Source organism: Streptomyces sp. NPDC033180 (genome assembly GCF_055577645.1).
In genome coordinates, this window is record NZ_JBVIPU010000003.1 from 658,305 (window position 1) to 682,914 (window position 24,610).

20 protein-coding genes are annotated in these 24,610 nt (G+C 70.4%); 8 read left to right on the forward strand and 12 right to left on the reverse strand.

Going from position 1 to position 24,610, the window contains the following annotated elements; translation table 11 throughout:
- Nucleotides 1-87 precede the first annotated feature (87 nt).
- Together ACZ5WE_RS13760 and ACZ5WE_RS13765 are read right to left on the reverse strand one after the other, a co-directional pair.
- On the reverse strand, nucleotides 88-2,649 hold the full coding sequence (locus tag ACZ5WE_RS13760; RefSeq protein ID WP_467686157.1) for an NACHT domain-containing protein: 2,562 nt from the start codon (nucleotides 2,647-2,649) through the stop codon (nucleotides 88-90).
- 131 nt (nucleotides 2,650-2,780) lie between these two features.
- Complete coding sequence (locus tag ACZ5WE_RS13765) at nucleotides 2,781-3,215, reverse strand: PPOX class F420-dependent oxidoreductase (protein ID WP_467686159.1); 435 nt, start codon at nucleotides 3,213-3,215, stop codon at nucleotides 2,781-2,783.
- 262 nt (nucleotides 3,216-3,477) lie between these two features.
- Between ACZ5WE_RS13765 and ACZ5WE_RS13770 the strand changes: the two genes are divergently transcribed.
- From ACZ5WE_RS13770 to ACZ5WE_RS13780, 3 genes are all read left to right on the forward strand, one after another.
- Nucleotides 3,478-4,026: a DUF1062 domain-containing protein gene (locus ACZ5WE_RS13770; RefSeq protein ID WP_467686265.1), complete on the forward strand. Its 549-nt coding sequence runs from the start codon at nucleotides 3,478-3,480 to the stop codon at nucleotides 4,024-4,026.
- Between the two features lie 193 nt (nucleotides 4,027-4,219).
- Nucleotides 4,220-4,936, forward strand: coding sequence for a DUF4232 domain-containing protein (locus tag ACZ5WE_RS13775; RefSeq protein ID WP_467686160.1), 717 nt, complete (start codon nucleotides 4,220-4,222; stop codon nucleotides 4,934-4,936).
- A gap of 326 nt (nucleotides 4,937-5,262) precedes the next feature.
- Nucleotides 5,263-5,538, forward strand: coding sequence for a hypothetical protein (locus ACZ5WE_RS13780; RefSeq protein WP_467686162.1), 276 nt, complete (start codon nucleotides 5,263-5,265; stop codon nucleotides 5,536-5,538).
- A gap of 36 nt (nucleotides 5,539-5,574) precedes the next feature.
- On the opposite strand, the gene ACZ5WE_RS13785 is transcribed toward ACZ5WE_RS13780, so the two are convergent.
- Entirely contained in the window at nucleotides 5,575-8,673 is a 3,099-nt protein-coding gene (locus tag ACZ5WE_RS13785; RefSeq protein WP_467686164.1) for an NACHT domain-containing protein, read from the reverse strand.
- A gap of 489 nt (nucleotides 8,674-9,162) precedes the next feature.
- Here ACZ5WE_RS13785 and ACZ5WE_RS13790 point away from each other — a divergent pair, with 489 nt between their 5' ends.
- The gene (locus ACZ5WE_RS13790) at nucleotides 9,163-9,855 is read left to right on the forward strand and encodes a M23 family metallopeptidase (RefSeq protein ID WP_467686166.1); all 693 of its coding nucleotides are present in this window, start codon (nucleotides 9,163-9,165) and stop codon (nucleotides 9,853-9,855) included.
- Between the two features lie 11 nt (nucleotides 9,856-9,866).
- Here the strand turns inward: ACZ5WE_RS13790 and ACZ5WE_RS13795 are convergent, their stop codons facing one another.
- Complete coding sequence (locus ACZ5WE_RS13795; protein WP_467686167.1) at nucleotides 9,867-10,442, reverse strand: TetR/AcrR family transcriptional regulator; 576 nt, start codon at nucleotides 10,440-10,442, stop codon at nucleotides 9,867-9,869.
- 166 nt (nucleotides 10,443-10,608) lie between these two features.
- Between ACZ5WE_RS13795 and ACZ5WE_RS13800 the strand changes: the two genes are divergently transcribed.
- Entirely contained in the window at nucleotides 10,609-12,297 is a 1,689-nt protein-coding gene (locus ACZ5WE_RS13800; RefSeq protein ID WP_467686169.1) for an MDR family MFS transporter, read from the forward strand.
- 162 nt (nucleotides 12,298-12,459) lie between these two features.
- Here ACZ5WE_RS13800 and cseC read toward each other — a convergent pair whose 3' ends face one another.
- The 5 genes from cseC to ACZ5WE_RS13825 form a co-directional block, all read right to left on the reverse strand.
- On the reverse strand, nucleotides 12,460-13,830 hold the full coding sequence (cseC, locus tag ACZ5WE_RS13805) for a two-component system sensor histidine kinase CseC (RefSeq protein WP_467686171.1): 1,371 nt from the start codon (nucleotides 13,828-13,830) through the stop codon (nucleotides 12,460-12,462).
- Nucleotides 13,831-13,898: 68 nt separating this feature from the next.
- On the reverse strand, nucleotides 13,899-14,612 hold the full coding sequence (cseB, locus tag ACZ5WE_RS13810) for a two-component system response regulator CseB (RefSeq protein ID WP_467686173.1): 714 nt from the start codon (nucleotides 14,610-14,612) through the stop codon (nucleotides 13,899-13,901).
- A gap of 9 nt (nucleotides 14,613-14,621) precedes the next feature.
- The gene (locus ACZ5WE_RS13815) at nucleotides 14,622-15,281 is read right to left on the reverse strand and encodes a hypothetical protein (protein WP_467686175.1); all 660 of its coding nucleotides are present in this window, start codon (nucleotides 15,279-15,281) and stop codon (nucleotides 14,622-14,624) included.
- Nucleotides 15,269-15,847 carry a SigE family RNA polymerase sigma factor gene (locus tag ACZ5WE_RS13820; protein WP_467686177.1) on the reverse strand — a complete coding sequence of 193 codons (579 nt, stop codon included), beginning with the start codon at nucleotides 15,845-15,847 and terminating at the stop codon, nucleotides 15,269-15,271. Before ACZ5WE_RS13820 ends, ACZ5WE_RS13815 begins: the two co-directional genes overlap by 13 nt.
- Before the next feature lie 181 nt (nucleotides 15,848-16,028).
- Nucleotides 16,029-16,952: an HhH-GPD family protein gene (locus tag ACZ5WE_RS13825; protein WP_467686179.1), complete on the reverse strand. Its 924-nt coding sequence runs from the start codon at nucleotides 16,950-16,952 to the stop codon at nucleotides 16,029-16,031.
- An 883-nt stretch (nucleotides 16,953-17,835) separates the two neighbouring features.
- On the opposite strand from ACZ5WE_RS13825, the gene ACZ5WE_RS13830 reads away from it, so the two are divergent.
- On the forward strand, nucleotides 17,836-19,428 hold the full coding sequence (locus ACZ5WE_RS13830; protein WP_467686181.1) for a sensor histidine kinase: 1,593 nt from the start codon (nucleotides 17,836-17,838) through the stop codon (nucleotides 19,426-19,428).
- Entirely contained in the window at nucleotides 19,425-20,078 is a 654-nt protein-coding gene (locus ACZ5WE_RS13835) for a response regulator transcription factor (RefSeq protein WP_467686183.1), read from the forward strand. Before ACZ5WE_RS13830 ends, ACZ5WE_RS13835 begins: the two co-directional genes overlap by 4 nt.
- 67 nt (nucleotides 20,079-20,145) lie before the next feature.
- Here ACZ5WE_RS13835 and ACZ5WE_RS13840 read toward each other — a convergent pair whose 3' ends face one another.
- On the reverse strand, nucleotides 20,146-20,799 hold the full coding sequence (locus ACZ5WE_RS13840; protein ID WP_467686185.1) for a phosphatase PAP2 family protein: 654 nt from the start codon (nucleotides 20,797-20,799) through the stop codon (nucleotides 20,146-20,148).
- A gap of 185 nt (nucleotides 20,800-20,984) precedes the next feature.
- Here ACZ5WE_RS13840 and ACZ5WE_RS13845 point away from each other — a divergent pair, with 185 nt between their 5' ends.
- On the forward strand, nucleotides 20,985-21,803 hold the full coding sequence (locus ACZ5WE_RS13845) for a hypothetical protein (protein WP_467686187.1): 819 nt from the start codon (nucleotides 20,985-20,987) through the stop codon (nucleotides 21,801-21,803).
- Nucleotides 21,804-21,858: 55 nt separating this feature from the next.
- Here the strand turns inward: ACZ5WE_RS13845 and disA are convergent, their stop codons facing one another.
- Nucleotides 21,859-22,983, reverse strand: coding sequence for a DNA integrity scanning diadenylate cyclase DisA (disA, locus tag ACZ5WE_RS13850; protein ID WP_467686189.1), 1,125 nt, complete (start codon nucleotides 22,981-22,983; stop codon nucleotides 21,859-21,861).
- Between the two features lie 79 nt (nucleotides 22,984-23,062).
- Complete coding sequence (gene radA / locus ACZ5WE_RS13855) at nucleotides 23,063-24,472, reverse strand: DNA repair protein RadA (RefSeq protein ID WP_467686190.1); 1,410 nt, start codon at nucleotides 24,470-24,472, stop codon at nucleotides 23,063-23,065.
- Nucleotides 24,473-24,610 lie beyond the last annotated feature (138 nt).

The following is a 24,610-nucleotide window of genomic DNA, read 5'->3' on the forward strand; positions in this document are numbered from 1 at the left end:
TGGTCCCTGCGGGTGGGATTTCGTGTGTCGTGAAGGGGCGTTCGTGCGTCGTGGAGCATGCGTGCGTCGTGAAGGGTCAAGGGTAGGTCAACTCCGCCACGGTGGTGGGGTGATGAGCTCGATCCGGTCCGGGATCTGCTGCGCCACGGCCTCGGTCACCTCAGAGGTCACATGGACCCGCTGGAGGTTCGGGAAGGCCGAGAGCCAGGCGAGTCCTTCGACGGGATGGGACGCCTCCAGACTGAGCCGGGTGAGCCGCTCGCGCACGATGAGTTCGGTCAGGTCCTCGACGCGGTAGGCGCCGACGACCTGGATGTCGGCCCAGCCGCCGATGGAGCGCAGGGCGAGCAGGTCCTCGGTGTCGCGCACGGTGACGCGGGCCTGGCGGGTCAGGTGCGCGAGTATCTCGCGGGCGTAGAGCTCGCGGTCGAACCGCGGCCAGGAGGCGGCGAGGGTCCGCTGGACGTCCGCGCTCGGGTGATCGCGGAACTGGCTCAGGAAGTTCAGCGCCGACTCGCTGCCCAACTCGCATGCCGTACGCACCACATGGCGGGCCGTGCGGTCGTCGAGCCCCTTGGCGGAGGGCAGCAGCGAGAGTACGAGCTCACCGCCGGCCTGGGCGAGTTCCTCGGCATCCGCGCTGGATCCCGGGGGCACGAGCAGCCGCACCCCGACCTCCACGAACGAACGGACCGCGGGCGCCACCTCCGCCGCATACGGCAGCCCGGCCGCCGCGAGGAGCTTGCCGCGCGGGGTGCCCCGCTCCACGAGGCGGCGCAGCATCTGCTCGGCCTCCTTCGGGCGCGCGTGGGCGATGGCGAGGAGGACGACGTCCTCCCACTGGTCCTTGTCCGCGTTGTTCAGGAGCAGATCGAAGTCCAGTTCCTGAACTGCCAGACGGGAGCCGAGATAGTCCTGGAACGTGCGGTGGAGGAAGTCGACGCGCCCGTCGGCCGGTTCACGCAGCAGGCCGGACCGCAGCAGGAGCGAGGTGTAGATCTCCTGCGCGTCGCTGCTCAGGTTCAGGGAGGGAAGCGCCTGCGAGATGATGTGCAACGCGTCCGAACGGTCCATCTCCGACCGGCTGTTGCGGATCAGCCACCACGCGAGCCGCTGCAAGAGCTGGATCTGCGCGGCGTACGGAATCCGCACCCCGCCCGGATCATCCAACCCCCGCTCCCTGTCCCGCCGTTCGAGCATCATGGACAGCGCGGCCTCGTAGAGCGACTTCCTGTCCTCGGGCAGGAAGCCGTTCCGGTCGCGGTGCAGGGCGCAGAGCATGCCGCACATCAGGGGGTTGGTGGCGAGGCGGTTCAGCTCGGTCGTGGTCCGTACGGCCTGGAGCAGCAAGGCCCCGGTCGACTCGTCCGCCCCCGCCGCGCTGTGCCAGCGGCGTACGAAGGTGGCGACGTCGTGGCGGGACATCGGGGAGAGCGTGAGTTCGTTGAAGCCGGCGGCGGTCAGCCACTGCTCGGGGACGGCGGAGGGGCGTGAGGTGACGAGCCACAGGTTGCCGGGAAAGGTCCGCGCCAGCTCACGCAGCCACCGCCGGGCGGACTCCCTCCGATCGCCGGCGATTTCGTCTATCCCGTCGACGAGGAGTACGCCGCGCCGGGCACGCAGGACGCGTTCGACCCAGCCGGGCGGCTGCTCGCCCGCGACCGGGCAGGCGACGGCTTCCAGGAAGTTCCCCGGAATGGGCAGCTCGGCTCCCGGCCGCAGGATCCGCCGCATCGGCAGGACGAACGGCACGCGCCCGATGAGATGCGTGAGCCCATGCTCGTACGTCCTGCTCGCCGCCGTCACGGCGAGCCACTGGACCAGGGTGGTCTTGCCGGATCCGGCGACGCCGCGCAGCAGGACCTGGTCGTGCTGCGCGAGGACCTGCTCGGCGGGCACGTGCAGCCCGCTGCCGCCGGGCCCGGAGCGCTCGCGGGTCGCTTCGAGGCTGAGGTAGGCGGTGTCGAGGGGCCACTCGCTGGTACCGGCGTCGAGCCCGTAGATGGTGAGGGTGCCGTGGCGCTCGGCGACGTGGGTGGCGTAGCGGGCTTCGAAGGCGGCGTCTTCGGCGGTCTGGGAGGGGAGGCGGTCGAGAAGGATGTCGACGGTTTGGGCGATGCGGGCCAACTGCTGGGTCTGGGCCACCTGTTGGCGGGCAATGAAGGTGGAGCGCTGGGAGAAGAAGTTGAGGATGTGGAGGGAGGCGGTGCGCAGGAGCTGGAGGTGGAACAGCTCGGCGCTTTCGCTGAGGCCGAAGGAGATGACGACGGAGCCCGCGTTGGAGCGCAGAAGCCCCGCGAAGCCTTCCGGCCCCAGGGCGACGGCTTCGTAGTCCTCGATGGTGATGGTGCCGAGGGCGGTGAGGGAGTGGGCCAGGGCGTTTCTGACGGCGAGGGCTTCGGCCGCGTCAATGGGCTGTTCGTGAGGCCCGGCGGCTTTGAGCGCCCTGCGGACCAGCTCGTCGGCGATCTTGTCGACGTCCTTCGGCGTGACGCTGCGCTTCTCGCCGCTGAAGGAGACGAGCGAGGCGATGCGCACGGGTCTGTCGATCAGGGCCGCGCCCGGCTGGTCCGCCACGAACAGCTTCTTGATGAGCGGCACGACGACGCCGGACGCGATGCGGGCGCCCAGCGCGCTGGCTTCGACCATGTGTCGAGGGTAGGTGAAGAGTTTCTGTGCCGAGGGGAGTTGGGCGGTGCAGAAGGCCCGCTCGGGTGCCCCGGGCGGCGGGGCAGCGGGACTTTTCTGCAATCTGATGGCCTCGGCGCCAGTCAGCGTCCTCAGCCGAGCTTCGCGCCGTACACCTTGTCGACCGTCATGGTGATCAGCACCCGCTGGTCGGACACCATGACCGCGCGGTACTCGTCCCAGTCCGGGTGCTCGCCGGCCGCGGCGCGGTAGTAGTCCACCAGGGCCCGCACCTCCGGGCCCTGCGGGTCGGTTCCGGGGCCGACGAGGGTGGCGGTGCACTCGGCGGTGGCCCAGGAACGGCCGTCGGGGCCCGTCACCTCCAGCGTGGCGCGGGCGTCGCGCCGCAGGTTCGCGATCTTCGCGGTCCTCGCCGTCGTCGACACGCGGATGAGGCCCGCGGAGCGGTCGTACGACGGCGTGACGGGCGAGAGCTGGGGCCGCCCGTCGGCCTTGATCGTGGCCAGCACGCCGAGGCTGCTCTGCGCGAGCAGGGCGTGGGGGTCGAAGTGCGCGTCTGTCGTCATGTGGGGGCCAACCTGTCGGCGGGGGCGGGGTATTCCGGTGGCCGGCCGATCCGGGGCCGTGCCTGGTGGGGAGACAGGCGTTCAGGAAACCGGTGGAGCGGGGGCGTCGCGTGCCACTACCGTGCTGGCGGACCGAGTCGTCTGGGGAAGGGCGTGCCGTTGTACACCGTGTGAGTTTTTCCGAGCGCTGATTCGTCGCGCGTCGCGCCTGCGCGCCGCGCTGTCTTTTGCTGCGGACTTCTCACTGAAACCGGTGTACTTCGTGCTCAATCGCTGGGTGGTCATGCCCACCTGCCTGCCTACCGTCCTCCGCCGTTGCCCCGACTGCGCGTCCGAACGCTTCCGGGCGAACGGCAAGTTTCGCGTCAACGCCAACCACAAGCTCCTCGACGCCTGGCTCCTCGTCCTGTGTACCGGCTGCGGGGAGACCGCGAAGCTCACGGTTCTGGAGCGGGCGCAGGTGCGCTCCATACGTCCTGAGCTGCTGGCGCGGATGCACGACAACGACCTTGTTCTGGCGGGCGAGTTGCTGCAGGACCCGGTCCTGCGGCGCCGTAATCGCGTCGCCCTCGACTGGGGCGATGCCTGGCGCCTCGACACCGGCGGATCGGATCACCTGGGCCGCGAGGCGATCGACATCTCGGTCCGCTTCGCGGCGCGGATTCCTGTCCGGCCGGCGCGACTGATCGCCGAAGGCTGCGGTCTTTCGCGGGCCGAGGTCGAGAGGCTGATCGTGGAGGGAAAGCTCGTCTCGGCGGTCCGGCTGAGCGGAAAGCTCTCCGGCGACTTCACCTTCACGCTCAAGCGCTGAGCCTCGCTCGTTGGGGCTGATGGCCTGGTCAGGGGCCTGTCCGGCAGTCCGCCGTGCAGGCCCCCGCGGCTGCTCGCGGGTGCGTTAGGCGGATGTTAGTGGGGTGGGAGCCCTGCGTTAGTGGCCTCGATCAGAGTCGGTGTTGTTCCCAAGGGGGAACGACACCCACCCACTACCTTCCGGGGGATCCGCCATGCGTTCCAACACCACCGCCCGCGCCACCCGCCGCCGCAACCTGCGCTTCGCCGCCGCAGCCCTCACCGTCGCCGCGAGCCTCTCGCTCACGGCCTGCAACGGCGATGACGTCACGGGGCAGGGCGACCCGTCGGCCGCGTCCAGCGAGTCCTCCTCCGGCGGCGGTTCGGAGCAGGGTGGTTCCGGCTCGGGCGGCACTGAGCAGGGCGGCGGCGGGAAGGACACGGCCGGGAAGAGCTCGGGCGGGCAGGGCACTGCGGCCGGGAGCGATGCGGGCAACGTCGAGCGGGCCGAGAAGTGCCGTACGGATGATCTCGACATCTCGGCGACGGACAGCACCATCGACGGTGACGACAAGGGTTCGGTCGCGGTGACGTTCAAGAACCCCGGTGACCGGGGCTGCCTGCTCTCCGGGTTCGCGGGCATCGACCTGAAGACCAACGCGGGGAATCTGTCCGCCACGCGTGAGGGGAAGCCCGCCGACCAGATGGTCCTCACGGGCGGGGAGTCGGTGTCCTTCTACGTCAGCTACCCGATGAACGACACGGGCGGCTCCGGGGTCCGGGTCACGGGCCTCGTGGTGACCCCTCCCGGTGAGACGAAGTCGTACTCCCTGGAGTGGCCGGGCGCCGCCACGCTGCCCGCGAGCGACGGCTCCGGCTCCTCGGTCAACGTCGGCCCGATCGGCAGCGCCGGCCAGGGCGGCGAGTCGTAAGCCGCCTGGCTTTGAGCGGTAACCAACATCACGCCGGGCCCCGACAGCTCACGAGGGTACGTACCAGAGCTGCGAGGGCCTCGGGTGTTGTGCTGAGGATTACCTCCGGGGTGTCGCTCTCCCGGAGGTGGATGGTCCTGGTGTCGTGGTCGGCGGCCACGTGGACGCGGTAACCCCTGCCCAGCCGCAGAAGCGCACTGCCCGATCCAAGTCCCCGTGCCGGGGGGCGACTTGTTCGCGAAGGGTAGTAGGCCACTGCGGCCGGGCCACCCAGCACCTCACCCGTCATAGCGAACGAACCCCTACGCGCGCCTTGGAGGCGTCTCATGGGCGTAACCGTGCATGACCTCGTATGTGGGGCCGAGCGACACGAACTCCCGCGCGCCTACACCCTGTTCGCCCCCGTCGGACCCAGCTCACCCAAGATCTGCCGCGACTTCGTACGCAGCACGCTGCTCACCCTGGGGCTCGGTCACCTCGCCGAGGCCGCCGCGCTCTGTACGTCGGAGCTGGTGACCAACGTCCATCAGCACACGAAGGGTGACGTGCACGAGGAAGAGCGCCGCCCGCCTGGGGGGACGGTAGTTGATCAGTCCCGGTGACGCCCACCGGGGGTGGCAAGGGGGTGTGGTTTCAGCTCAATCGGTAGTGGCCGGGTAGACGTCGACCTCGACCCCGTCAGGGATCGCGTCGAGGCCGGTCACCTGGATGTCCGGGACGATCACGTGCCGGAGGGCCGGCGGGAGGGGGGCGGCGCTCAGGTCCAATGTCTCCTCGCCCGGCCGCGTGGTCACCTGCAGGCGGGTGACCGTCGGGAAGATCTCCGCCAGGTGGGGTGTCGCTGCCTGCCAGCCGTTGGTGCTGGTCAGGATCAGTTCCTTGAGGGCCGGCAGACGCAACGGGGGAGTCGCGTGGGCGAGGACGGAAGGCGTCAGGCTCAGGCATTCGAGCCGGGGGAGGTCTTCGAGGTGCTGCCAGTCGGCCGCGGTGTTCGGGCCGTCGTCGGAACCGAAGATGATCCAGGTCAACTCCCGCCACCTGCGCATGCGGTGGGAGTCACCGAGCGCGTCCCAGCTGCCGACGATCCCGAGCGTCCGCAGCGGAGCCTCGGCCGGGATGGGCGCGAGGCTCCACCACCCGCTGTCGAGGGAGAGATTGAGGAAGCGCAGTGAGTCAAGGCGGCGCAGGCCGTCGAGCGCCTCGGTCGTGAGCTGGTCAGGGGCGATCTCCAGGGCCAGCGAGGTGGGGACACAGGACGCGATCAGTCCCGACGCGGCCTCGGCGGAAACAGAGCCGCGGATGTCCAGGTGCTTCGGCCGCAGGCCCAGCCGTTCGAGCTCTCCGACCTGCGCGTCGCTCTGGAGCGAGAAATGCGTTGTACCGTCGTCGAGTTGGGCGATGACCTGTTCCGCGTAGGGGCGGGCCTCATATCTGCCCCAGCCCCACATGAGCTGGCTGCGCACCCGCCAGGACGGATGCCGCGCGAACCGCGCGAGGAACGGGATCGCCGCGTCCGACGCGACATGCGTAGCGGTCACCGCCACGTGGCGAGCCTCGTCCCTGCTCAGGGCGTCCGGACCCGGCAGCAGGTCAAGAACCATGGGCCCGATCGCCGCCAGCTCACGAGCTTCCTTCGTGCCGCGCGGCGGGATGAGCGCCGCCATCCGCCGCTCCACCTCCCGCCGCACATCCGGCGCCAGCTCCGCCGCGTGCTCCAGGCAGGCCGCCGCCATCAGATGGACCTTGTTCCGTGCCCGTACGTCGGTGTGCGCGTCGCCGAGTTCGATCAAGTCGCGGAAGATCTCCGCACGTTCACGTGGCCGCGCCTGCGCCACGGCCATCCGGATGACGTCCGCCCACTGGTCGTCCGTGGCCTGCCGCACCAGGAGGCCGAAGTCCCCTTCGTCCACCACGGCCCGCGCGCCCAGGAAGTCCTGGAAGGTGCGGTGGATGAAGTCGACCGTGCCGGGGCTCGGTTCGCGGAGCAGTCCGCTGCGGTGGAGGAAGTGGGCGTACACGGCCTGCGCGTCGCCGAGGCCGGTCAGTTCCGGGACCGACGGCAGAGCGTCGGCGATGACCGTCTCCGCGCGCGAACGGTCCATCTCCGTACGGCCGTTGCGGATCAGCCAGTACGCGAGACGCTGCAGCAACTGGAGCTGCGGCTCCTCGCGAACCTCGGGCATCCCCATGTCGCGCTCGCGGTCGCGGCGGACGAGCAGCATGGACAGCGCCGCCGTATAGAGATCCTTGCGGCTCAGCGGCAGGAAACCCCTGCGGTCGCGGTGCAGGGCGCAGATCAGTCCGCACATCAGGGGATTGGTCGCCAGGAGGCCCAGGTCGGGCTTGGCGGACACGGCTTGCAGGAGCTGGGCCTCGTACGAAGCCAGCGCGTCATCCTCCTCCGGTACACCGGCCGCGGCCGCCCCGTGCCAGCGGCTGATGAAGGCGGTGACCTCCTTCCTGCCCATGGGGGACAGGGTCAGCTCCGCGAAGCCCTCCTCGGCCAGCCAGTCCTCCCGTACCGCCGCCGGCCGCGACGTCACCAGCCAGCGGTTGCCAGGGTGGGCGTCGATGAGGTCCGTCAGCCACTCCCGCGTGCGGGCGCGCTCCGACTCCGGGATCTCGTCGATGCCGTCCACCAGGACCAGGGCGCGGCCCGCCGTCAGTACGCGGGACTCCCAGCCCTTGGGCTGCGTGCCGGCCAGCGGGGACCCGACCGCCGAGAGGAAGTCCGCGGGGGCGGGAAGGCGCTCGCCGTGCCGGGTGAGGGTACGGAGGGGGAGGACGTAGGGAACGCGGTCGTAGAGGTACGTCATGCGGTCGTCGTCCGGGGCGGGGCTCGCGGCGCTGACCGCGAGCCACTGGACGAGTGTCGTCTTGCCGGAGCCCGCCTCGCCGCGCAGGAGCACCCGGTCGTGCTCGGCCAGTGACTGGTCGGCGGGGCGGGGCGTGGGGGCGATCGGCGCGCTCCACAGTCCTTCGGCGTACCCGGGCGGGTAGGTCGGACGCGGGGCCTGCGTCCGATCCGTCGCCTCCAGCGACATGTACGCGGCGTCCAGCGGCCACTTCCCCGGCGTACGGGGCAGATCGATTCCGAAGATCGTCAGCTTCCCGTGCTTCTTCGCGACGTACGCGAGATACCGCTGCTCGAAGGCCACGTCCTCCGCCCCGGGAAGGGGGCTGCGGGCGATCAGTTCGTCGATCTTGGCGATCAGTTCCGACTGGCGGCGGCTCTGTTCCACCAGTGTCCGGGCCACGAAGGCCGAGCGTTGCGTGAAGAAGTGCAGGATGTGCAGGCACGTCATGTCGAGCAGGCGGTCGTAGAAGTACGCCGTGTCGGCGGACAGGTCACGGTCGGGGTTGCCGCTCGCCCGGCGCAGGCGCAGCGCGAGGGCGTTGTGGCCGAGCTCGACGGCCTGGACGTCCGTGAGGGCGAGGTCGCCCAGCGCGTGCAGGGTGCGGGCCAGCGCGTCGACGACCGCCTGCTCCTCGTCGGCGGGGACGGCGCGCTCGCCGGAGGCCCGTACGGCCTGGCGCACCAGCTCCGCCGCAAGCCTCGCCAGGTCCTTGTCGGTCAGCTTTCGCTTCTCGCCCCGGAAGGACACGAGCCCCGAAAGCCGGACGGGTCTCTCCACCAGGCCCGCGCCCGGACCCTCACGTACGAAAAGGCGCTTGACCAGGGGAGTGACGACGCTCGACGCGAGTCGGGTGACGGAGCCTACGGCCGCGGGATCCATGCGCCGCAGCGTAGCGCCGGTCACATTCCGGGGGTTGTGGATCTCGGGGGCCGGTGACATGACGCACAGGCGATATGTCCGGTACTAGACGGAATAGTGGTGACACCGAGAGGGGTGGTGGGGACCTTCAGCACGCAACCCGCGGGACCTTGGGGGCGTCGGGGGAGTTCACCCCCGGGACCTGCCGGCGCTGGCCGGAGATGCCCTGTCGAAGTGTGGTTAAACCTGGCTGCGGCCGCTAATTCCGGCAAGTAGTTTAAGGGGTAATTGTCGGGATTTGTCGGTGTCAAGGGGTCGAAAGACGGGCGCTTGACTACGGCATTAGGTAGTAGATGGGGTGTTTGAGTGGTGGGCGGGGCGCGGGTTACCAAGGTGAGGCCCCGGCGGAACGCAGCGAAGCGTGTGGCCGGGTCCCTTTGTGTCCCACGTGCCTCGCAGCGACATGCGGCGGTGTCACGTACACGCTCCCCATCCCGGAGGTCATCCGCCATGTCGAAGCGCGCCACGTCCCACCAGTCCGGCCTGTCCCTGCTCCGTACGCGGACGGCCGTCGTCACCGTCGCGGGCCTCGGGCTCGGAGCGTCGGCCGTTCTCGGTTCCGGCGTCGCGTCCGCCGCGGACGCCAAGAACAGTGCGCTGCCCGGCGTCTCCGCGAACTCGATCTCGGCTCAGGCCGACGCGCAGGCCAAGGCCGCGTCGAAGGCCAAGCAGGCCGCTGCCAAGAAGGCCGAGCAGGCCAAGCAGGCCGCCGCCAAGAAGGCCGTCGCCTGGCAGGACCCGGTCGACAAGTACACGCTCTCCGCGACCTTCGGACTCGGCGGCAACATGTGGTCCAGCAAGCACTCCGGCCAGGACTTCGCCGTGTCGATCGGCACCTCCGTCGAGGCCGTGCACAACGGCACCGTCGTCAAGGCCGGCGGCAACGGCGCCGGTGACGGTCCCGCGTACGGCAACGCCATTGTGATCAAGCACGACAACGGCACGTTCTCGCAGTACGCGCACCTGTCGAAGATCGACGTCCGCGTCGGCCAGACCGTCGGCACCGGCCAGCACATCGCCGCGTCCGGCAACACCGGTAACTCCAGCGGCCCGCACCTGCACTTCGAGATCCGTACGACGCCGAACTACGGCTCGGCGGTCGACCCGGTCGCGTTCCTGCGCTCCAACGGTGTCACCGTCTGACGAGCGAGTGTCTAGGCGCCTTCGTGCGCCTGTGTCACCAGATCGATGGCGACCTCGAGGATGGCCTTGCGCTTCTCCTCGGGGTCGCCTTCGGCGTCCTTGAGCACGAACATCCCGCCGTGCATCGTGAACAGCGCGCTGAAGCAGCGCACCTGGGTCGTCATCGGCGCGTCCGGCTCCCTCAGGATGTCGAGCAGGCTGAGCATGCGGTCCTTGAAGGTCTCACCCGTCTTCAGGTCCCGCATCGTCGCCTGGTTCTCCTGCATGAAGCGGAAGAGCGGGGACGCGTCCGTGAGGATCTCGCTGTAGCGGGTCAGGATCGTCCGCTTGACGTCCAGCGTGCGCGGCTGCTCCTTGCCCCACTCCACCAGCTCGTCGATGGGCCTGGTCAGGTCCTCGAAGATGCTGGTGAGGATGTCCTCCTTGGTCTTGAAGTGGTAGTAGAGCGCTGCCTTCGTGACGTCCAGACGCTCCGCGATCTCACGCAGTGACGTCTTCTCGTAGCCCTGCTCGGCGAAGAGTTCGAGGGCCACGTCCTGGATGCGCTGGCGGGTGTCCCCGCGGCGCTGCTGCTTGCCCGTGACCATCTTTTTGCTCCTCGGCTCCCTCGACTCGAATCCTTGGACCCGATTTTACTTACTTGACGCCCGGCTAGTTAGGGGTTTAGTTTCCCTCAGTGTAGCCAGCTTGTCGGTCGGCAAGTAAGTAGGCGCAGCACCAGTACGGAGTCGGGGTAACCGGGGAGTGGGGAACATGGCGGACATCAGGAAAAAGCCGGGGGAGCAGGCGAAGCCGGACGGGCATCCGGTGGAGCGGACCAAGGAAGCACCACAGCCGCGCAGTGTGCGCGTCGTGATGATGGCGCTGATGGTCACGATCCTGCTCGCGATGCTCGACAACATGATCGTGAGCCCCGCGATGCCGACGATCGTCGGTGACCTCGGCGGCATGGAGCACCTGTCGTGGGTCGTCACCGCGTACATGCTCGCGACCGCGGCCTCGACTCCCATCTGGGGCAAGCTCGGCGACATGTACGGGCGCAAGGGCGTCTTCCTCACCTCCATAGTGGTCTTCCTGCTCGGTTCCGTGCTCAGCGGAATGGCGCAGGACATGGGCCAGCTGATCGGCTTCCGTGCCGTGCAGGGGCTCGGCGCGGGCGGTCTGATGGTCGGCGTCATGGCGATCATCGGTGAGCTCGTCACGCCGCGGGAGCGCGGCAAGTACATGGGCATGATGACCGGCGTCATGGCGGTCGCCATGATCGGCGGGCCGCTCGTCGGTGGCACCATCACCGACCACCTCGGCTGGCGCTGGGCCTTCTACATCAACCTGCCGCTCGGCGCCGTCGCGCTCGCCATGGTCACCGCCGTGCTGCACCTGCCGAAGAAGAAGGCGAAGGGGCGCATCGACTACCTCGGTGCGGCGCTGCTGACCGTGGGCATCAGCTCGCTCGTGCTCGTCACCACGTGGGGCGGTACGGAGTACGCCTGGACCTCGACCGTGATCATGGAGCTCATCGCGATCGGCGTCGTCGCGCTCATCAGCTTCGTCATCGTGCAGAAGAAGGCCGCCGAGCCGATCCTGCCGCTGCACATCTTCCGCAGCCTCAACTTCACGCTCATGTCGGTGATCGGCTTCATCACCGGGTTCGTGATGTTCGGCGCGATGCTCTTCCTGCCGCTCTACCAGCAGGCGGTGCAGGGCGCTTCGGCCACCAACTCGGGGCTGCTGCTCCTGCCGATGCTGCTCTCGATGATGGTCGTCTCGTTCTTCTCGGGGCGGTTCACGACCTCCACCGGCAAGTACAAGATCTTCCCGATCGCCGGCACCGTACTGATGGTCCTCGGGCTGTTCCTGCTGTCCACGATGGACACCGACACCTCGCGGTTCATGGCGGGCGTCTACATGGCGGTGCTCGGCGCGGGCATGGGCTGCCTGATGCAGATCACCATGCTGGTCGCGCAGAACAGCGTCGAGATGAAGGACATGGGCGTCGCGTCGTCCTCGGCCACACTCTTCCGTACGCTCGGCTCCTCGTTCGGCGTCGCGATCATGGGCGCGCTGTTCAACAGCCGGGTCGAGGACACGATGGCCTCGCGGGCCGGGGAGCTCGGCGGCAAGGTCACCGAGCAGTCGGCGCAGCTGGACGCGGACAGCCTGCGGCAGCTGGCTGCGCCGGTGCGGGACGCGTATCAGCACGCGGTGTCGGCCGGTACGCACTCGGCGTTTCTGCTGGGCGCGGTCATCGGGGTCGCGGCGCTTGTCGCTGCGCTGTTCGTCAAGGAGGTTCCCCTGCGGGGAGCCGGCCCGAAGGACGCCGAGCCCAAGGGCTCCGGCTCCGGGGAAGCGAAGGACTCCGGCTCCGGGGCGCAGAAGCCGGCCGAGGGCGCGGCTGGGGACGCCGCGGGTGGTCCGCGGGACGCGGTTGCAGAGGTCGTCTGACCCGCGGTCCGACTCCCCTCGGCTGAACGGGCCCCGGCACCTTCTGGTGCCGGGGCCCGTTGCTGTGCGTGCCGCCATGCTGCCTCGGCGCCCCCCGGCTTCGGCGTCGTGCCCACCCGCTCCGCCCTGCGGAACGCCTGCCCACCACGGCGGCTGCCCGCGCTACTTGTACTTGTCCGGCAGCCGCAAAATCGGGAAGCTGCCCGTGTTCGTCGGGGCGTGTTCCGGGAGCCAGAGGACTGCCACCGCGCCCTCCGCCGGGTCATCCGGGCCCGCGCCCGCGGGCGTCACGTTGCGGAAGGTGAGCCTCGCGCCGAGCACCCGCGCCTGGCCCGCGGCGATCGTCAGACCCAGGCCGTGGCCGACGCCCGCCCGGTCCGTGCTGCCGGTGCGGAAGCGGCTCGGTCCCTCGTCCAGGAGCCCCGCGGGGAACCCGGGGCCGTGGTCGCGGACCCGCACCACGCGGCCCTCGACGCTGACCTCGACCGGCGGCTTCCCGTGCTTGGCGGCGTTGGCGAGGAGGTTGCCCAGGATGCGCTCCAGGCGGCGCGGATCGGTGGTGACCTCCGACTCGTGCACCACCGTCACGCTCACGTCCGAGTTGAGCACCGCGATCCGCCGCGTCACGAACTCGCCGAGCATCAGGTCCTGCAACTCGGCCCGCTCGGCCGCGCTGTCCAGACGGGCCACTTCGAGCACGTCCTCCACCAGCGTGCGCATCGCCTGAGCCCGGTCCCTGACCAGCTCGGTCGGGCGGCCGGGGGGAAGCAGTTCGGCGGCCGTGAGCAGGCCCGTCACCGGCGTACGCAGCTCGTGTGCGATGTCCGCCGTCACCCGCCGCTCGGCTTCGAGGCGCTGCTTGAGCGCGTCCGCCATCGCGTCCACCGACCGCGCGAGGTCATCGGTCTCATCGCGTACGACGCCGCCGATGGCATCTCGTACGCTCACGTCCGTCTGCCCCTGCGCCACCTCCTGCGCCGCGGTCGCCGCCTTGCGCAGGCGCCGCGAGAGCTGGCCGCCGATGAGCACGCCGAGCGCGCAGCCGCCGAAGACCACCGAGATGGAGCCGATGACCAGGGCCTGGTCGAGGTCCTTCATGACGGTGGCGCTGCGGTCGGTGAAGCGGGTGTGCAGCGACAGGATGTGGCCGTCGCTCAGCGGCACCGCCGCCCAGATGTCCGGCACACCGCCCGCGTGGTCCTCCACGTAGGTCGCGCGACGCCCGGTGAGCACCTTCGCCAGGAGGTCCTTGGGCATCTCCGGGTCGTCGATCTTCATGCCGAACTGGCCCGTGCGCCCGGACGTCTCGTAGATCCGCTGGGCGAACATGATTCGCTCGTCCTGCACGTCACGCGCGTTGTCGAGCATCGAGACACGCGCCGCGTTGTGCACGACCAGGCTCAGCGCCACCGCGACCAGCGCGCCGACCAGCGCGATCGCCGCGCTGATCTTCCAGCGCACGCCGGTGCGCAGGCCGGAGCCCAGCCTCGCGCGGAGTCGGGCGCTCAGCGCGGCCACCGAACCCCTGCTCATATGTGTCCCCCGAGATGCGCCCCGCCGTCCGGCCGTACCGCGCTGTTGAGATCAACCATGCCGTCGGTTCACGCCTTGAGCTTGTAGCCGAAGCCGCGGACCGTCTCGATCCGGTCCTGGCCCACCTTCGTGCGCAGCCGCTGGACATGGACGTCGACGACGCGGGTGTCACCGCCCCAGCCGTAGTCCCACACGCGCTCGAGGAGCTTGTCGCGGGAGAGGACCGTGCCGGGCGCGGACGAGAACTCGAGCAGCAGGCGCATCTCGGTCGGGGTCAGGGCCACCGGAGCGCCGTCCTTGCGGACCTCCATGCCCTCCGTGTCGATCTCCAGATCGCCGAAGTGCAGCACGCCGCCGTCCGGTGAACCCTCCTCACCCGAGGCGGGCGCTCCCGAGTCGGGTCCGCTCGCGTGCCCGAAGCGCCGCAGCACGGCTCGGATCCTGGCCACCAGGACGGCGCCGTCGAAGGGCTTGGTCACGTAGTCGTCGGCGCCCGCCTCAAGGCCGAGCACGACGTCGATGGAGTCGGCACGCGCCGAAAGCATGATCACGGGGACCGTGGACTCGTCGCGGATGCGGCGGCACAGCGAGACGCCGTCCAGGCCCGGCACCATCACGTCGAGAAGCGCGATGTCCGGGCGGTCGGCGCGGAACGCCTCAAGGCCCTGCAGGCCGTCGGGCATCGCGGTGACGACGAAGCCGTCCCGTTCGAGCGCGAGCTGCGTCGCCTCGCGGATGACGTCGTCGTCCTCGACGAACAGGACATGCGTGTGCTCTGCCATCGGGTGCTCTCAGTTCTCCGTCGGAGCGGGTGCGTCGCCGCCCGCCGCGCTGCTGTAGTGATTCCGGGTGCGATCCATCTCCTTGAAGTGGTCCGCGGCCCACTGGTACGTGATGACGTCCTCGACGGACGGATACGACACAGGATCATCGTCGTCGTACACCTGCTTGGTCACCAACAGGTCGCCCCGGTCGATCTCCGCGTAGACGGGTGGCTCCTCGTCCTGGAAGACATTCTCGTACTTCTTGCCCTCGGTGCGATACACGTAAGTGCTGGTTCCGACCGCGTCGTCGCAGGTCATGATGTTCACGACGACATCGGACGCGGCTCCGCCGGTCAGGTTGCCGTAACTGACGTCGACCGGATACTCGTCGGCCGCGCAGGGCTTCAGGTCGCGCTTGACCGCCCGGCTCACCTTCGGGTCGTCCTTGACGAGCCTCACCGCCTCGGTGGTGGAGGGCGGCGAGGGCGCGGACTTCGTGGCAGGTGTCGGGGACGGCGTCGCGGACGGGGAGATCACCGTTTCGCCCCGGTTGCCGGGGCCCTCGTCCCGGGCGCCGGAGCCGCCGGTCGAGCATGCGGTGAGGAAAAGGCCTGAGGCGGCGAGCGCGACCACTGCCGCACTCCCCGCCCTGATCGTCCTGCCAGCCCGGGTGCTTAGGCCGCGCAACGCTCCCGCTCCTCACGTTCGAGCGCGCCGGTGGCGGGCTCCTCGCGGTGCCGGCTCTCGCGGTCCTGGCTCTCGTGGTCCCGGCTCTCCAGCTCCTGGCGGAGCCGTGCGAGCGCCCGGTGCAGCGTGCTCTTGACCGTTCCCGCCGACATACCGAGTGCCGCGGCCGTCTCCTCTGTGGACATCTGCTCCCAGTGTCGCAGCACGACGACACTGCGCTGCTTGGGGGCGAGCACCTTCATGATGTCCATCAGGAGGGCGCGGTCCGCGTGCTGTTCGGTGGAGTCTTCCACGCGGGCGTCGGGCATCTGCTCGGTGGGGACCTCTTCGAGCTTGCGGGCCCGCCACCACTCCGTACGCGTGTTGATCATGACGCGGCGCAGATAGGCGTCCGCGAGCCGCTTGTCGGCTATGCCGTCCCAGCGGCCGTACGTCCGCACGAGCGCGGTCTGCAGCAGGTCCTGGGCGTCGACGGGGTCGGGGACCAGGCGCCGGGCACTGCGCAGCAGGGCGTCCTGCCGAGTGCGGACGTACTCTTCGAACTCGAGCACCTCGCCGTGCGCCATACCCAACCGCCTCCGTTCGCCGACCACCGCTGCTTGTGCGGTACGGCTATGACGCTACGGAGGCGTTGTCACGAGGCTGTGCGGAGCAGCCACCGGGGGGCGCACGGCCTTCCGTCGGTTGTGTAACAGATGTAGGCGGGTCGTAAAGCGGGGGCGTTTCGTGGTGTTCTGGCGTCGCTTCTCAGGTGAGAGGCAGGCGGTAGAGCCCATCGGGAAGCGGCTCGACGAGCCCGTCGGCGACGAGCCCGTCCAGCGCGCGGGCCCGCTGCACGGGTTCGTCCCATACGCGGTCGAGGGCCGCCTGCGGCACGGGAGCCACGGCCTCGCGGAGCACCGCGAGAAGCTTGCCGCGGACCTGGCGGTCCGTTCCCGCGTACGTCTGGCCCCGGCGGGCCGGGCCTACGTGCGCGGGTTTGCCGGCCGTCTGCCACGCGCACTGCGCGGCGATGGGGCATCGTCCACAGCTCTCGTTCTTGGCGGTGCAGACGAGGGCGCCGAGCTCCATGGAGGCGGCGGCCCAGCGGGACGCCGTGCGCTCGTCCTCGGGGAGGAGGGCGCGGGCGAGCTTGCGCTCGGCGGCGGTGGTGGCGTTCGGGGGGTACTGGACGCCGGTCACGGCACGAGCGAAGACCCGACGCACATTCGTGTCGAGGACGGCGTGCCGCTGCCCGTAGGCGAACGACGCCACGGCCGCCGCGGTGTACTCACCGATGCCGGGCAGCGCGAGCAGCTGCGCGTGCTTGGTCGGTACGTCGCCGCCGTGCCGTTCCGTTATGGCGACGGCGGCGCCGTGCAGGCGGAGCGCCCGGCGGGGGTAGCCGAGCCGTCCCCAGGCGCGGACGGCCTCACCCGGGGCTTCCTTGGCGAGGTCGGCGGGGCGGGGCCAGCGGGCGATCCACTGCTCGTACACGGGCAGGACGCGGCTTACGGGCGTCTGCTGCAGCATGAACTCACTGACCATCACGCCCCAGGGCCCGGCGTCGGCCCGACGCCACGGCAGATCACGGGCGTTGGCGTCGAACCAGGCGATGACGGGACCGTGCAGGGCCTCGCCGGCGGGCTCGGGGCTGTCGGACATTGGCATGGGCTTCGTGGGCGCAGTCATGGCAGGACGATCCTGCCACGGGGGTGGCGGAGGGCGGGCCAGGCGGGGCCTTCTCGACCCGTTTCGCTTCTCGGGGTGGGGGCGTATGGCGGCGCCCACCGGCTGCACCACAAGCGCAAAACACCCGCCCCGAGCTGCGGTACGCATCCCGCCCCACCTCGGTCGTGCCGCTTTCCCCTGGCCGTGTGCTGCCGTGCGCGTGCCCGGCCACCCCTGGTTGTGCCGCTTTCCCCTGGCCGTGTGCTGCCGTGCGCATCCCTCCCGCCCCGGTTGTGCCGCTTTCCCCCGGCCCCGTGCTGCCGTGCGCGTGCCCGCCCACCTCGGTTGTGTCGCTTTCCCCCGGCTCCGAGCTGCGGTACGCATCCCTCCCGCCCCCGGTTGTGTCGCTTTCCCCTGGCCGTGTGCTGCCGTGCGCGTGCCCTCCCACCCCTGGTTGTGCCGCTTTCCCACACCCCGCTCCGAGGTGCCGTGCGCGCGCCCCCTCACCCTGGTTGTGCCGCTCTCGCGGAGCGCCCGCCCAGAGCTGCCGTACGCCCCCCCGCCCACCCCGGCTGTGCCGCTTTCCCTCCCGGCCCAGAGCTGCCGTACGCCCCCCCGCCCACCCCGGCTGTGCCGCTTTCCCTCCCGGCCCGCGCGGAGCGCCCGCCCCGAGCTGCGGTACGCATACCCACCCACCCCGTGCCTGCGGGTCGCCCACCCACCCCGGCCCATCCCCCTGACCCGGGGTAATCGGGTGGGCGGGTGGGAGAGCTTGTTCGTGGAGGGGTGGATGCGGGGTGATCGGGTGGGTGGGGGGGAGAGCCTGTGCGGAGCGAGAAGTCGGGGGTCACGGCATGACTATCGGCAGGGGTGCTCACCGGGAGTGGGCAGTAGCGTCCGGGGGGTGGAGAGTGCATGGGGGCGGGACGCCCTCCTCTGGGTGGCGCTCGCGGCGCCCGCGCTGAGCGCGGACCGCCTGGGCCTGAACGAGCCCCGGGCAGCGTGGCAGCAGGCTGCCGGGATCGTCGTCCTGGGACTGGCCGCAGCGACCTGGCGCCGGTGGCCGCAGGGCGCCTTCGCGGCGGCGGCAGCGCTGGGCCTCGCGGCGGCGCCCTCCCTGTTCACCCTCTCGTACGGCCCCGCCCTGGCGGGGTTCGCCCTGCTCATGGGGCGCAGAGCCGACCGCGCCAGGCCCGCCCTCCTCGCCTTCGGGGCCACCGCCCTCATCGGCACCGCCAAGATCGTCGTACGCGACGTCGATCCCGTAGTGGAGTGGCTCGTCCTGACGGGCACCCTCCTCTTCGGCGCCGTCTTCCCCTGGCTCGCGGGCCGTTACCTCCGCCAGGGCCGCGAACTCGCCGCCGCCGGCTGGACCCGCGCCGCCCAGCTGGAGCGCGAGCAGCGCATCGTCGCCGACCGGGCCCGGCTGCGCGAACGGGCCAGGATCGCCCAGGACATGCACGACTCCCTCGGACACGAACTGAGCCTCATCGCGGTGCGGGCGGGCGCCCTCCAGGTGGCCGCCGATCTGCCGGAACGGCACCGAGGCGCCGTAACCGACCTGCGCGTGGCCGCGTCGGACGCCACGGACCGGTTGCACGAGATCATCGGGCTGCTCAGGGAAGAGGGGGACGAGGCCGCGCCCCTCGCCCCGGCGGGCGAAAGCGTGCGGGCCCTGGTGGAACGGGCCGCGGATTCAGGGCTGCCGGTCCGGTACATCGCGGGGGGAGAGGACGAACGTACGGAATTGACCGCCCCGGAGGGGGAGACCGGCCGCACCGTCTACCGGATCGTCCAGGAAGCCCTGACCAACGCCGCCAGACACGCCCCCGGCGCACCCATCACGGTGGAGGTGCGGGATGTGGCCGTCGTCGTTGCCAATGGAGCCGCCCAGAGGCCGGGTTCGGGGCCCGGCGCAGGATCCGGCCTCATCGGCCTGCGGGCCAGGGTCGAAGACCTCGGCGGCACCATCGAAGCAGGGCCGCACGGCGACGGCTTCCGGGTCCTCGCACGGCTCCCTGCGGAGGGCGCCGCCCCGAAGCCGCGCCCGACGCCCCCCGTGCCCGGCCTCGCGTACGCCCGCAGGCGGACCCTGCTGGCCTTCGGCGCCGCCCTGGCCACCGGGGCCCTGCTGGTCGGCGGCGCCCTCGCCTGGTACGCGTACTCACGGTCGAACGCCGTCCTGGAACCGGCCGACTTCGCACGGCTGACGAGCGGTCAGGCGCGAGCCGAAGCCGAACGGCTGCTGCCCGACAGAGCCGCGTCCGACCCTCCCGAGGAGCGCGCGCCGACCCCGCCGCCCCAAGGTGCCGACTGCCGCTACTACCGCGCCAGCGGTGAACTCTTCGTCACTGTCGAGCACTTCAGGGTCTGCTTCAGGGACGGAGTCGTCGTGGAGAAGAGCGTGATCCCCAAGGCCGGATCGAAGGCCGGAGCCAAGGAGCAGGCCACAGCCAAGGAGCAGGCCAGAGCCAAGGAGAAGGAGTGGGTGCGGTGATCCGCGTACTGCTGGCCGACGACGAGGCGATGATCCGCGCGGGCGTCCGCGCGATCCTGGGCGCCGGCGACGACATCGAGGTCGTCGCGGAGGCGGGTGACGGGAGAGAGGCCGTGTCGCTCGCCCAGGCCCACCGGCCGGACGTCGCGCTGCTCGACATCCGCATGCCGGGCCTCGACGGCCTGGCCGCGGGCGAGGAGATCGTACGGACGCTGCCCGGCACCGCCGTCGCGATGCTGACGACCTTCTCCGAGGACGCGTACGTCGCGCGAGCGCTGAGCGGCGGAGCCACCGGCTTCCTCCTGAAGTCGGGCGACCCCCACGAACTCATCGCGGGCGTACGCGCGGTGGCCGGCGGCGCCGCGTTCCTCTCGCCCAAGGTGGCCCGTCACGTCATCGACGGCTACGGCGCGCAGCGCACGGTCCGCGGCGCCGAAGCCCGCGCCAGGACCGCGGCCCTCACCCCGCGCGAGCGCGAAGTGCTCGGGCTCGTCGGGGAGGGGCTCTCCACCCCGGAGATCGCCGCCCGGCTCCACCTGGTCGAAGGCACGGTGAAGGCGTACGTGAGCGCGGTCCTCGACCGGCTCGGGGTCAAGAACCGCGTCCAGGCGGCGATCGTCGCCTACGAGGCGGGACTTGTGCCGCTCTGAGACTCAGCGGCTCAGCGGCTCAGCGGCTCTGAGGCTCAGCGGCTCCGAGATTCAGCGGCTCCGAGACTCAGCGGCGACGCGCCGCGGGCCGCCGGTGCGATGTCGAGTGCGACGTCGGACTCCCCGGCCCCGCGAACCACCTGACGACGCCCGTGGACGAACCGCGCATCGCCTCGATCAGCCGCCCGACAGGGCGCGTTGCCAGACGTACGAGGAGGAAGGCGAGCGCGGCGCCGAGGAGTAGGCCCACCGCTACGTCATGCGGATAGTGCACGCCCACGAACACCCGTGAGAACGCCATGAGCACGGCCATCGGCAGCGTCAGCGCCGCGATCCGCGGCCAGGCGAGCGCGAGACCGACGGCGGCGGCGCCCGCGATCGTCGAGTGGTTGCTGGGGAAGGACCAGTCGCCGTACGCCGGGCACTCGACGATCGAGGGGAGCGCACCGGCGACGGCCCGGCACGGACGCTCCTCGTCGACCGCGGACTTGAGCAACTCACTGCAGACGTACGCCACCGCCGTGACGAGGGGCGCGAGAACAGCTATCGCGAGGGCGCGCGGTTCGCCGCGCCGCGCCCGCCACCAGGCGACGATGAAGAGCACGCCGAAGAGCAGCAGGCCGAGCTCCGTCCACACCTCGGCGAGATGCTGGAACCAGGTAGGGGTGTCGTGGGCGAAGTCGGTGACATCGCGATAGAGATCGTCGTCCATGGTGTCCATGATTACGGACGGTACGGAGTGGGACCGAATCGTCACATCCGGCGATCGTCCGGTCACGCCCCCTGACGAAAGACAGGGGTACGGAAAGCGGAGCTAGTCGTTCCGTGATGATGATCCGTAAACTTTGTGGCTCTGGGCGGCGGGTGGGGCAGGACAAGGCGCGGATGTCTCGTAAGGTTTGGGCCGTGGGATCTCTGCGCAATCCGGTCGGGCCGCTTCCCTCCACCATCTACTGGCGTCGGAGGGCCGTTCTGCTGTCCTTGATCGGACTGATGGCGCTCCTGGTCGTGTGGGTGCTCACCATGGGTGGTGGGGGCAAGAAGGATGGCGCCGACGGCCCTTCGGGCTCCGGCCCCGCCACGTCCATCACTCCCGGCCCTTCCAGCTCCGGGCCGGCCATCAGTGAAAAGCCGGGCGGGCGCGACGAGTCGGGCGACGAGGGTGACGGCGATTCCGGTTCCGGTGGCTCCGGCGGCGGCTCCGGCGATTCCGAGGGCTCCGACGGCTCGGGTGACTCCGGCGGCGGTGACGGCAGCGGTTCGGACGACGGCGCCAAGGGGGGCGGAGGGTCGGGCGGACAGCTGCCCGCGGGGTCGAGCCTGCCCAACTGCGTGAGCGGCGACGCGAAGTTGAAGCTGCGCAGCGTCCACAACAGGTACGAGATCGGCGAGAAGCCGAAGTTCGAACTCATCGCCCTGAACAGCGCGGACAAGTCCTGCAAGGTCGATCTCGGCGGCAAGAAGACGGTGTTGACGATCACTCAGGCCGACGGCGACAAGGAGGTCTGGTCCTCGGCGGACTGCCCCGCCGGTGGCGGGAGCCTGTCGCTACGGGTGCCGGGTGACGGGCGCGTGACCCACACCGTGGAGTGGGACCGCCGGGAGAGCGAGCCGAACTGCGCGACGCCTTCGGCGGGAAGCGCGTCCCCCGGTACGTATCTCGTCGAGGCCAGGTCCCCCGGCCTCGGGTCGGTGAAGACGTCGTTCGTACTTGAGGACAGCTGACCGCTGAGTAACGGGTGGGTGGGCGGAAAAATCCCCACCCACTCAGCAGCACCCGCTAGACGTACCGCTCCAGAATCGACGACTCGGCAAGGCGTGAGAGGCCCTCCCGGACACTCCGGGCCCGCGCTTCCCCCACCCCGTCCACCGTCTGCAAATCATCAACGCTCGCAGCGAGAAGCTTCTGCAGCCCCCCGAAGTGCTCGACAAGCCGGTCAATGATCGCGCCGGGAAGCCGCGGCACCTTCGCGAGCAGCCGGAAGCCCCGCGGCGACACTGCGGAGTCCAGCGCCTCCGGAGAGCCCGTGTAGCCCAACGCCCGTGCCACGGTGGGCAGTTCAAGCAGCTCCGCATGACTCAGCGCGTCCAGCTCGAAGAGCGCCTCCTCGACCGTGCGGGACCGCTTGGCCGTGGGCTCGGGGACATAGTCCCGGACGACCAGCTCGCGCTCGGGTTCGACGCCCGCGATCAACTCGTCCAGCTGGAGGGAGAGAAGCCGGCCGTCCGTGCCGAGCTCCACCACGTACTCGGCGATTTCCGTGGCGATGCGGCGCACCATCTCGAGGCGCTGTGCGACCGCCGTGACATCGCGGACCGTCACCAAGTCCTCGATCTCCAGGGCGGAGAGGGTGCCCGCCACCTCGTCGAGGCGGAGTTTGTAGCGCTCCAGGGTCGCCAGGGCCTGGTTCGCGCGGGACAGGATCGCCGCCGAGTCCTCGAGGACCTTGCGCTGCCCGTCCACGTAGAGCGCGATGAGGCGCATCGACTGGGAGACGGAGACGATGGGGAAGCCCACCTGTTTGGACACGCGGTCCGCGGTGCGGTGCCGGGTGCCCGTCTCCTCCGTGGGGATCGTCGGGTCGGGGACGAGCTGCACGCCCGCCCGCAGGATCTTGGTGATGTCCTTGTCGACGACGATGCCGCCGTCGAGTTTGCAGAGCTCGCGCAGCCGGGTCGCCGTGAACTCGACATCCAGGATGAATCCGCCCGTACACATCGATTCGACGGTCTTGTCCCAGCCGAGGACGATGAGCCCTCCGGTGTTGCCGCGCAGGATGCGTTCCAGTCCGTCGCGCAGGCCCGTGCCGGGCGCGACCGCGCTCAGGGAGGCCCGCATCAGCCCGTCGGCGCCGGAACTCCCACCGGGCTTGCCGGGAGCTGACGCCCGGTCGTTGGCTGCCACTGCACTCCTCGGGTCGCGGGTTGTCCAAGCCCCGGTCCGTACCTTTGCTTCGTACGGATGGGCGAGACCAGGGCAAAGTCTACCGGCGCTCTTCGGCCTCCCGTGGGGCCTCTCTGCGACGCGACCTCGGAAGGACACGCAGCGCGTCCCCCATGTCGGCGACTTCGGTGACCTTCATACCGGCCGGGATCTTGCCCGGGTCGGCCGGGACGAGGGCGTGCGTGAAGCCCAGCCGGTGTGCTTCGGCCAGCCTGCGCTGCACTCCCGTGACCCGTCTGACCTCGCCCGCGAGGCCCACTTCGCCGATCGCGACGAGATTTTTCGGCAGCGGGGTGTCGCTCGCCGCGCTGGCCAGGGCGAGGGCGATCGCGAGGTCCGCGGCCGGCTCGGAGAGCTTCACGCCGCCGACCGTCGCGCTGTAGATGTCGCGTTTGCCGAGCGCGGTGATGCGGCCCCGCTGCTCCAGGACGGCCAGCATCATCGAGACGCGGGAGGTCTCGAGGCCGGAAGTGGTGCGCCGGGGTGAGGGGATCTGGGAGTCGACGGTGAGCGCCTGGACCTCGGCCACCAGGGGGCGGCGGCCTTCGAGCGTGACCGTCAGGCAGGTGCCGGGGACGGCCTCCGTGCGGCGGGTGAGGAAGAGGCCGCTGGGGTCGGTGAGGCCGGTGATGCCCTCGTCGTGCAGTTCGAAGCAGCCGACCTCGTCCGTCGTCCCGTACCGGTTCTTGACGCCACGGACGAGACGCAGGCGTGCGTGGCGGTCGCCCTCGAAGGACAGGACGACGTCCACGAGGTGCTCGAGGAGCCGGGGGCCCGCGATCGCGCCGTCCTTGGTGACATGGCCGACCAGGAGCGTGGCCATGCCGCGCTCCTTGGACGCGCGGATCAGCGCGCCCGCCACCTCACGGACCTGGGCCACGCCTCCCGGCGCCCCGTCGATCTCCGGGGACGCGATCGTCTGGACCGAGTCGAGGATCAACAGGGACGGCTTCACCGCGTCCAAGTGGCCCAGAACGGCGGCGAGATCGGTCTCCGCCGCCAGATAGAGGTGGTCGTGGATCGCCTTGATGCGGTCGGCGCGCAGGCGGACCTGGCTCGCCGACTCCTCGCCGGTGACATAGAGCGTGCGGTGCTCGTCGCTCGCCGACTTCGCCGCGACGTCCAGGAGCAGCGTCGACTTGCCGACGCCCGGCTCGCCCGCGAGGAGCGCCACGGCGCCGGGGACGAGCCCGCCGCCCAGGACGCGGTCGAACTCGGGCACCCCGGTGGTGCGTGCGGTCGCCTGGCGGCCGTCGACCTCGCCGATGGGCAGGGCGGAGGAGGTGACGCGGCCGGGGGCGGTGGTGCGGACCGCGGGCACGCCGTACTCCTCGACCGTCCCCCAGGCCTGGCACTCGGGGCAGCGGCCGAGCCACTTGGCCGTCTGCCAGCCGCACTCGGTGCAGCGATAGGACGGCCGGTCTTTGCCGGACTTCGTACGGGCAGCCATGAACCGAACCGTAGCGGGCGCCACTGACAGCGGCGCACGCGATCCGGATCGCTCCGGGGCGCGAGTCACGGAACCAAGGGCTCCTGTCCCCTTTTGAGGGATCTGTTCACCCGTAAGGATTAAATGTGCTCAAGGGGG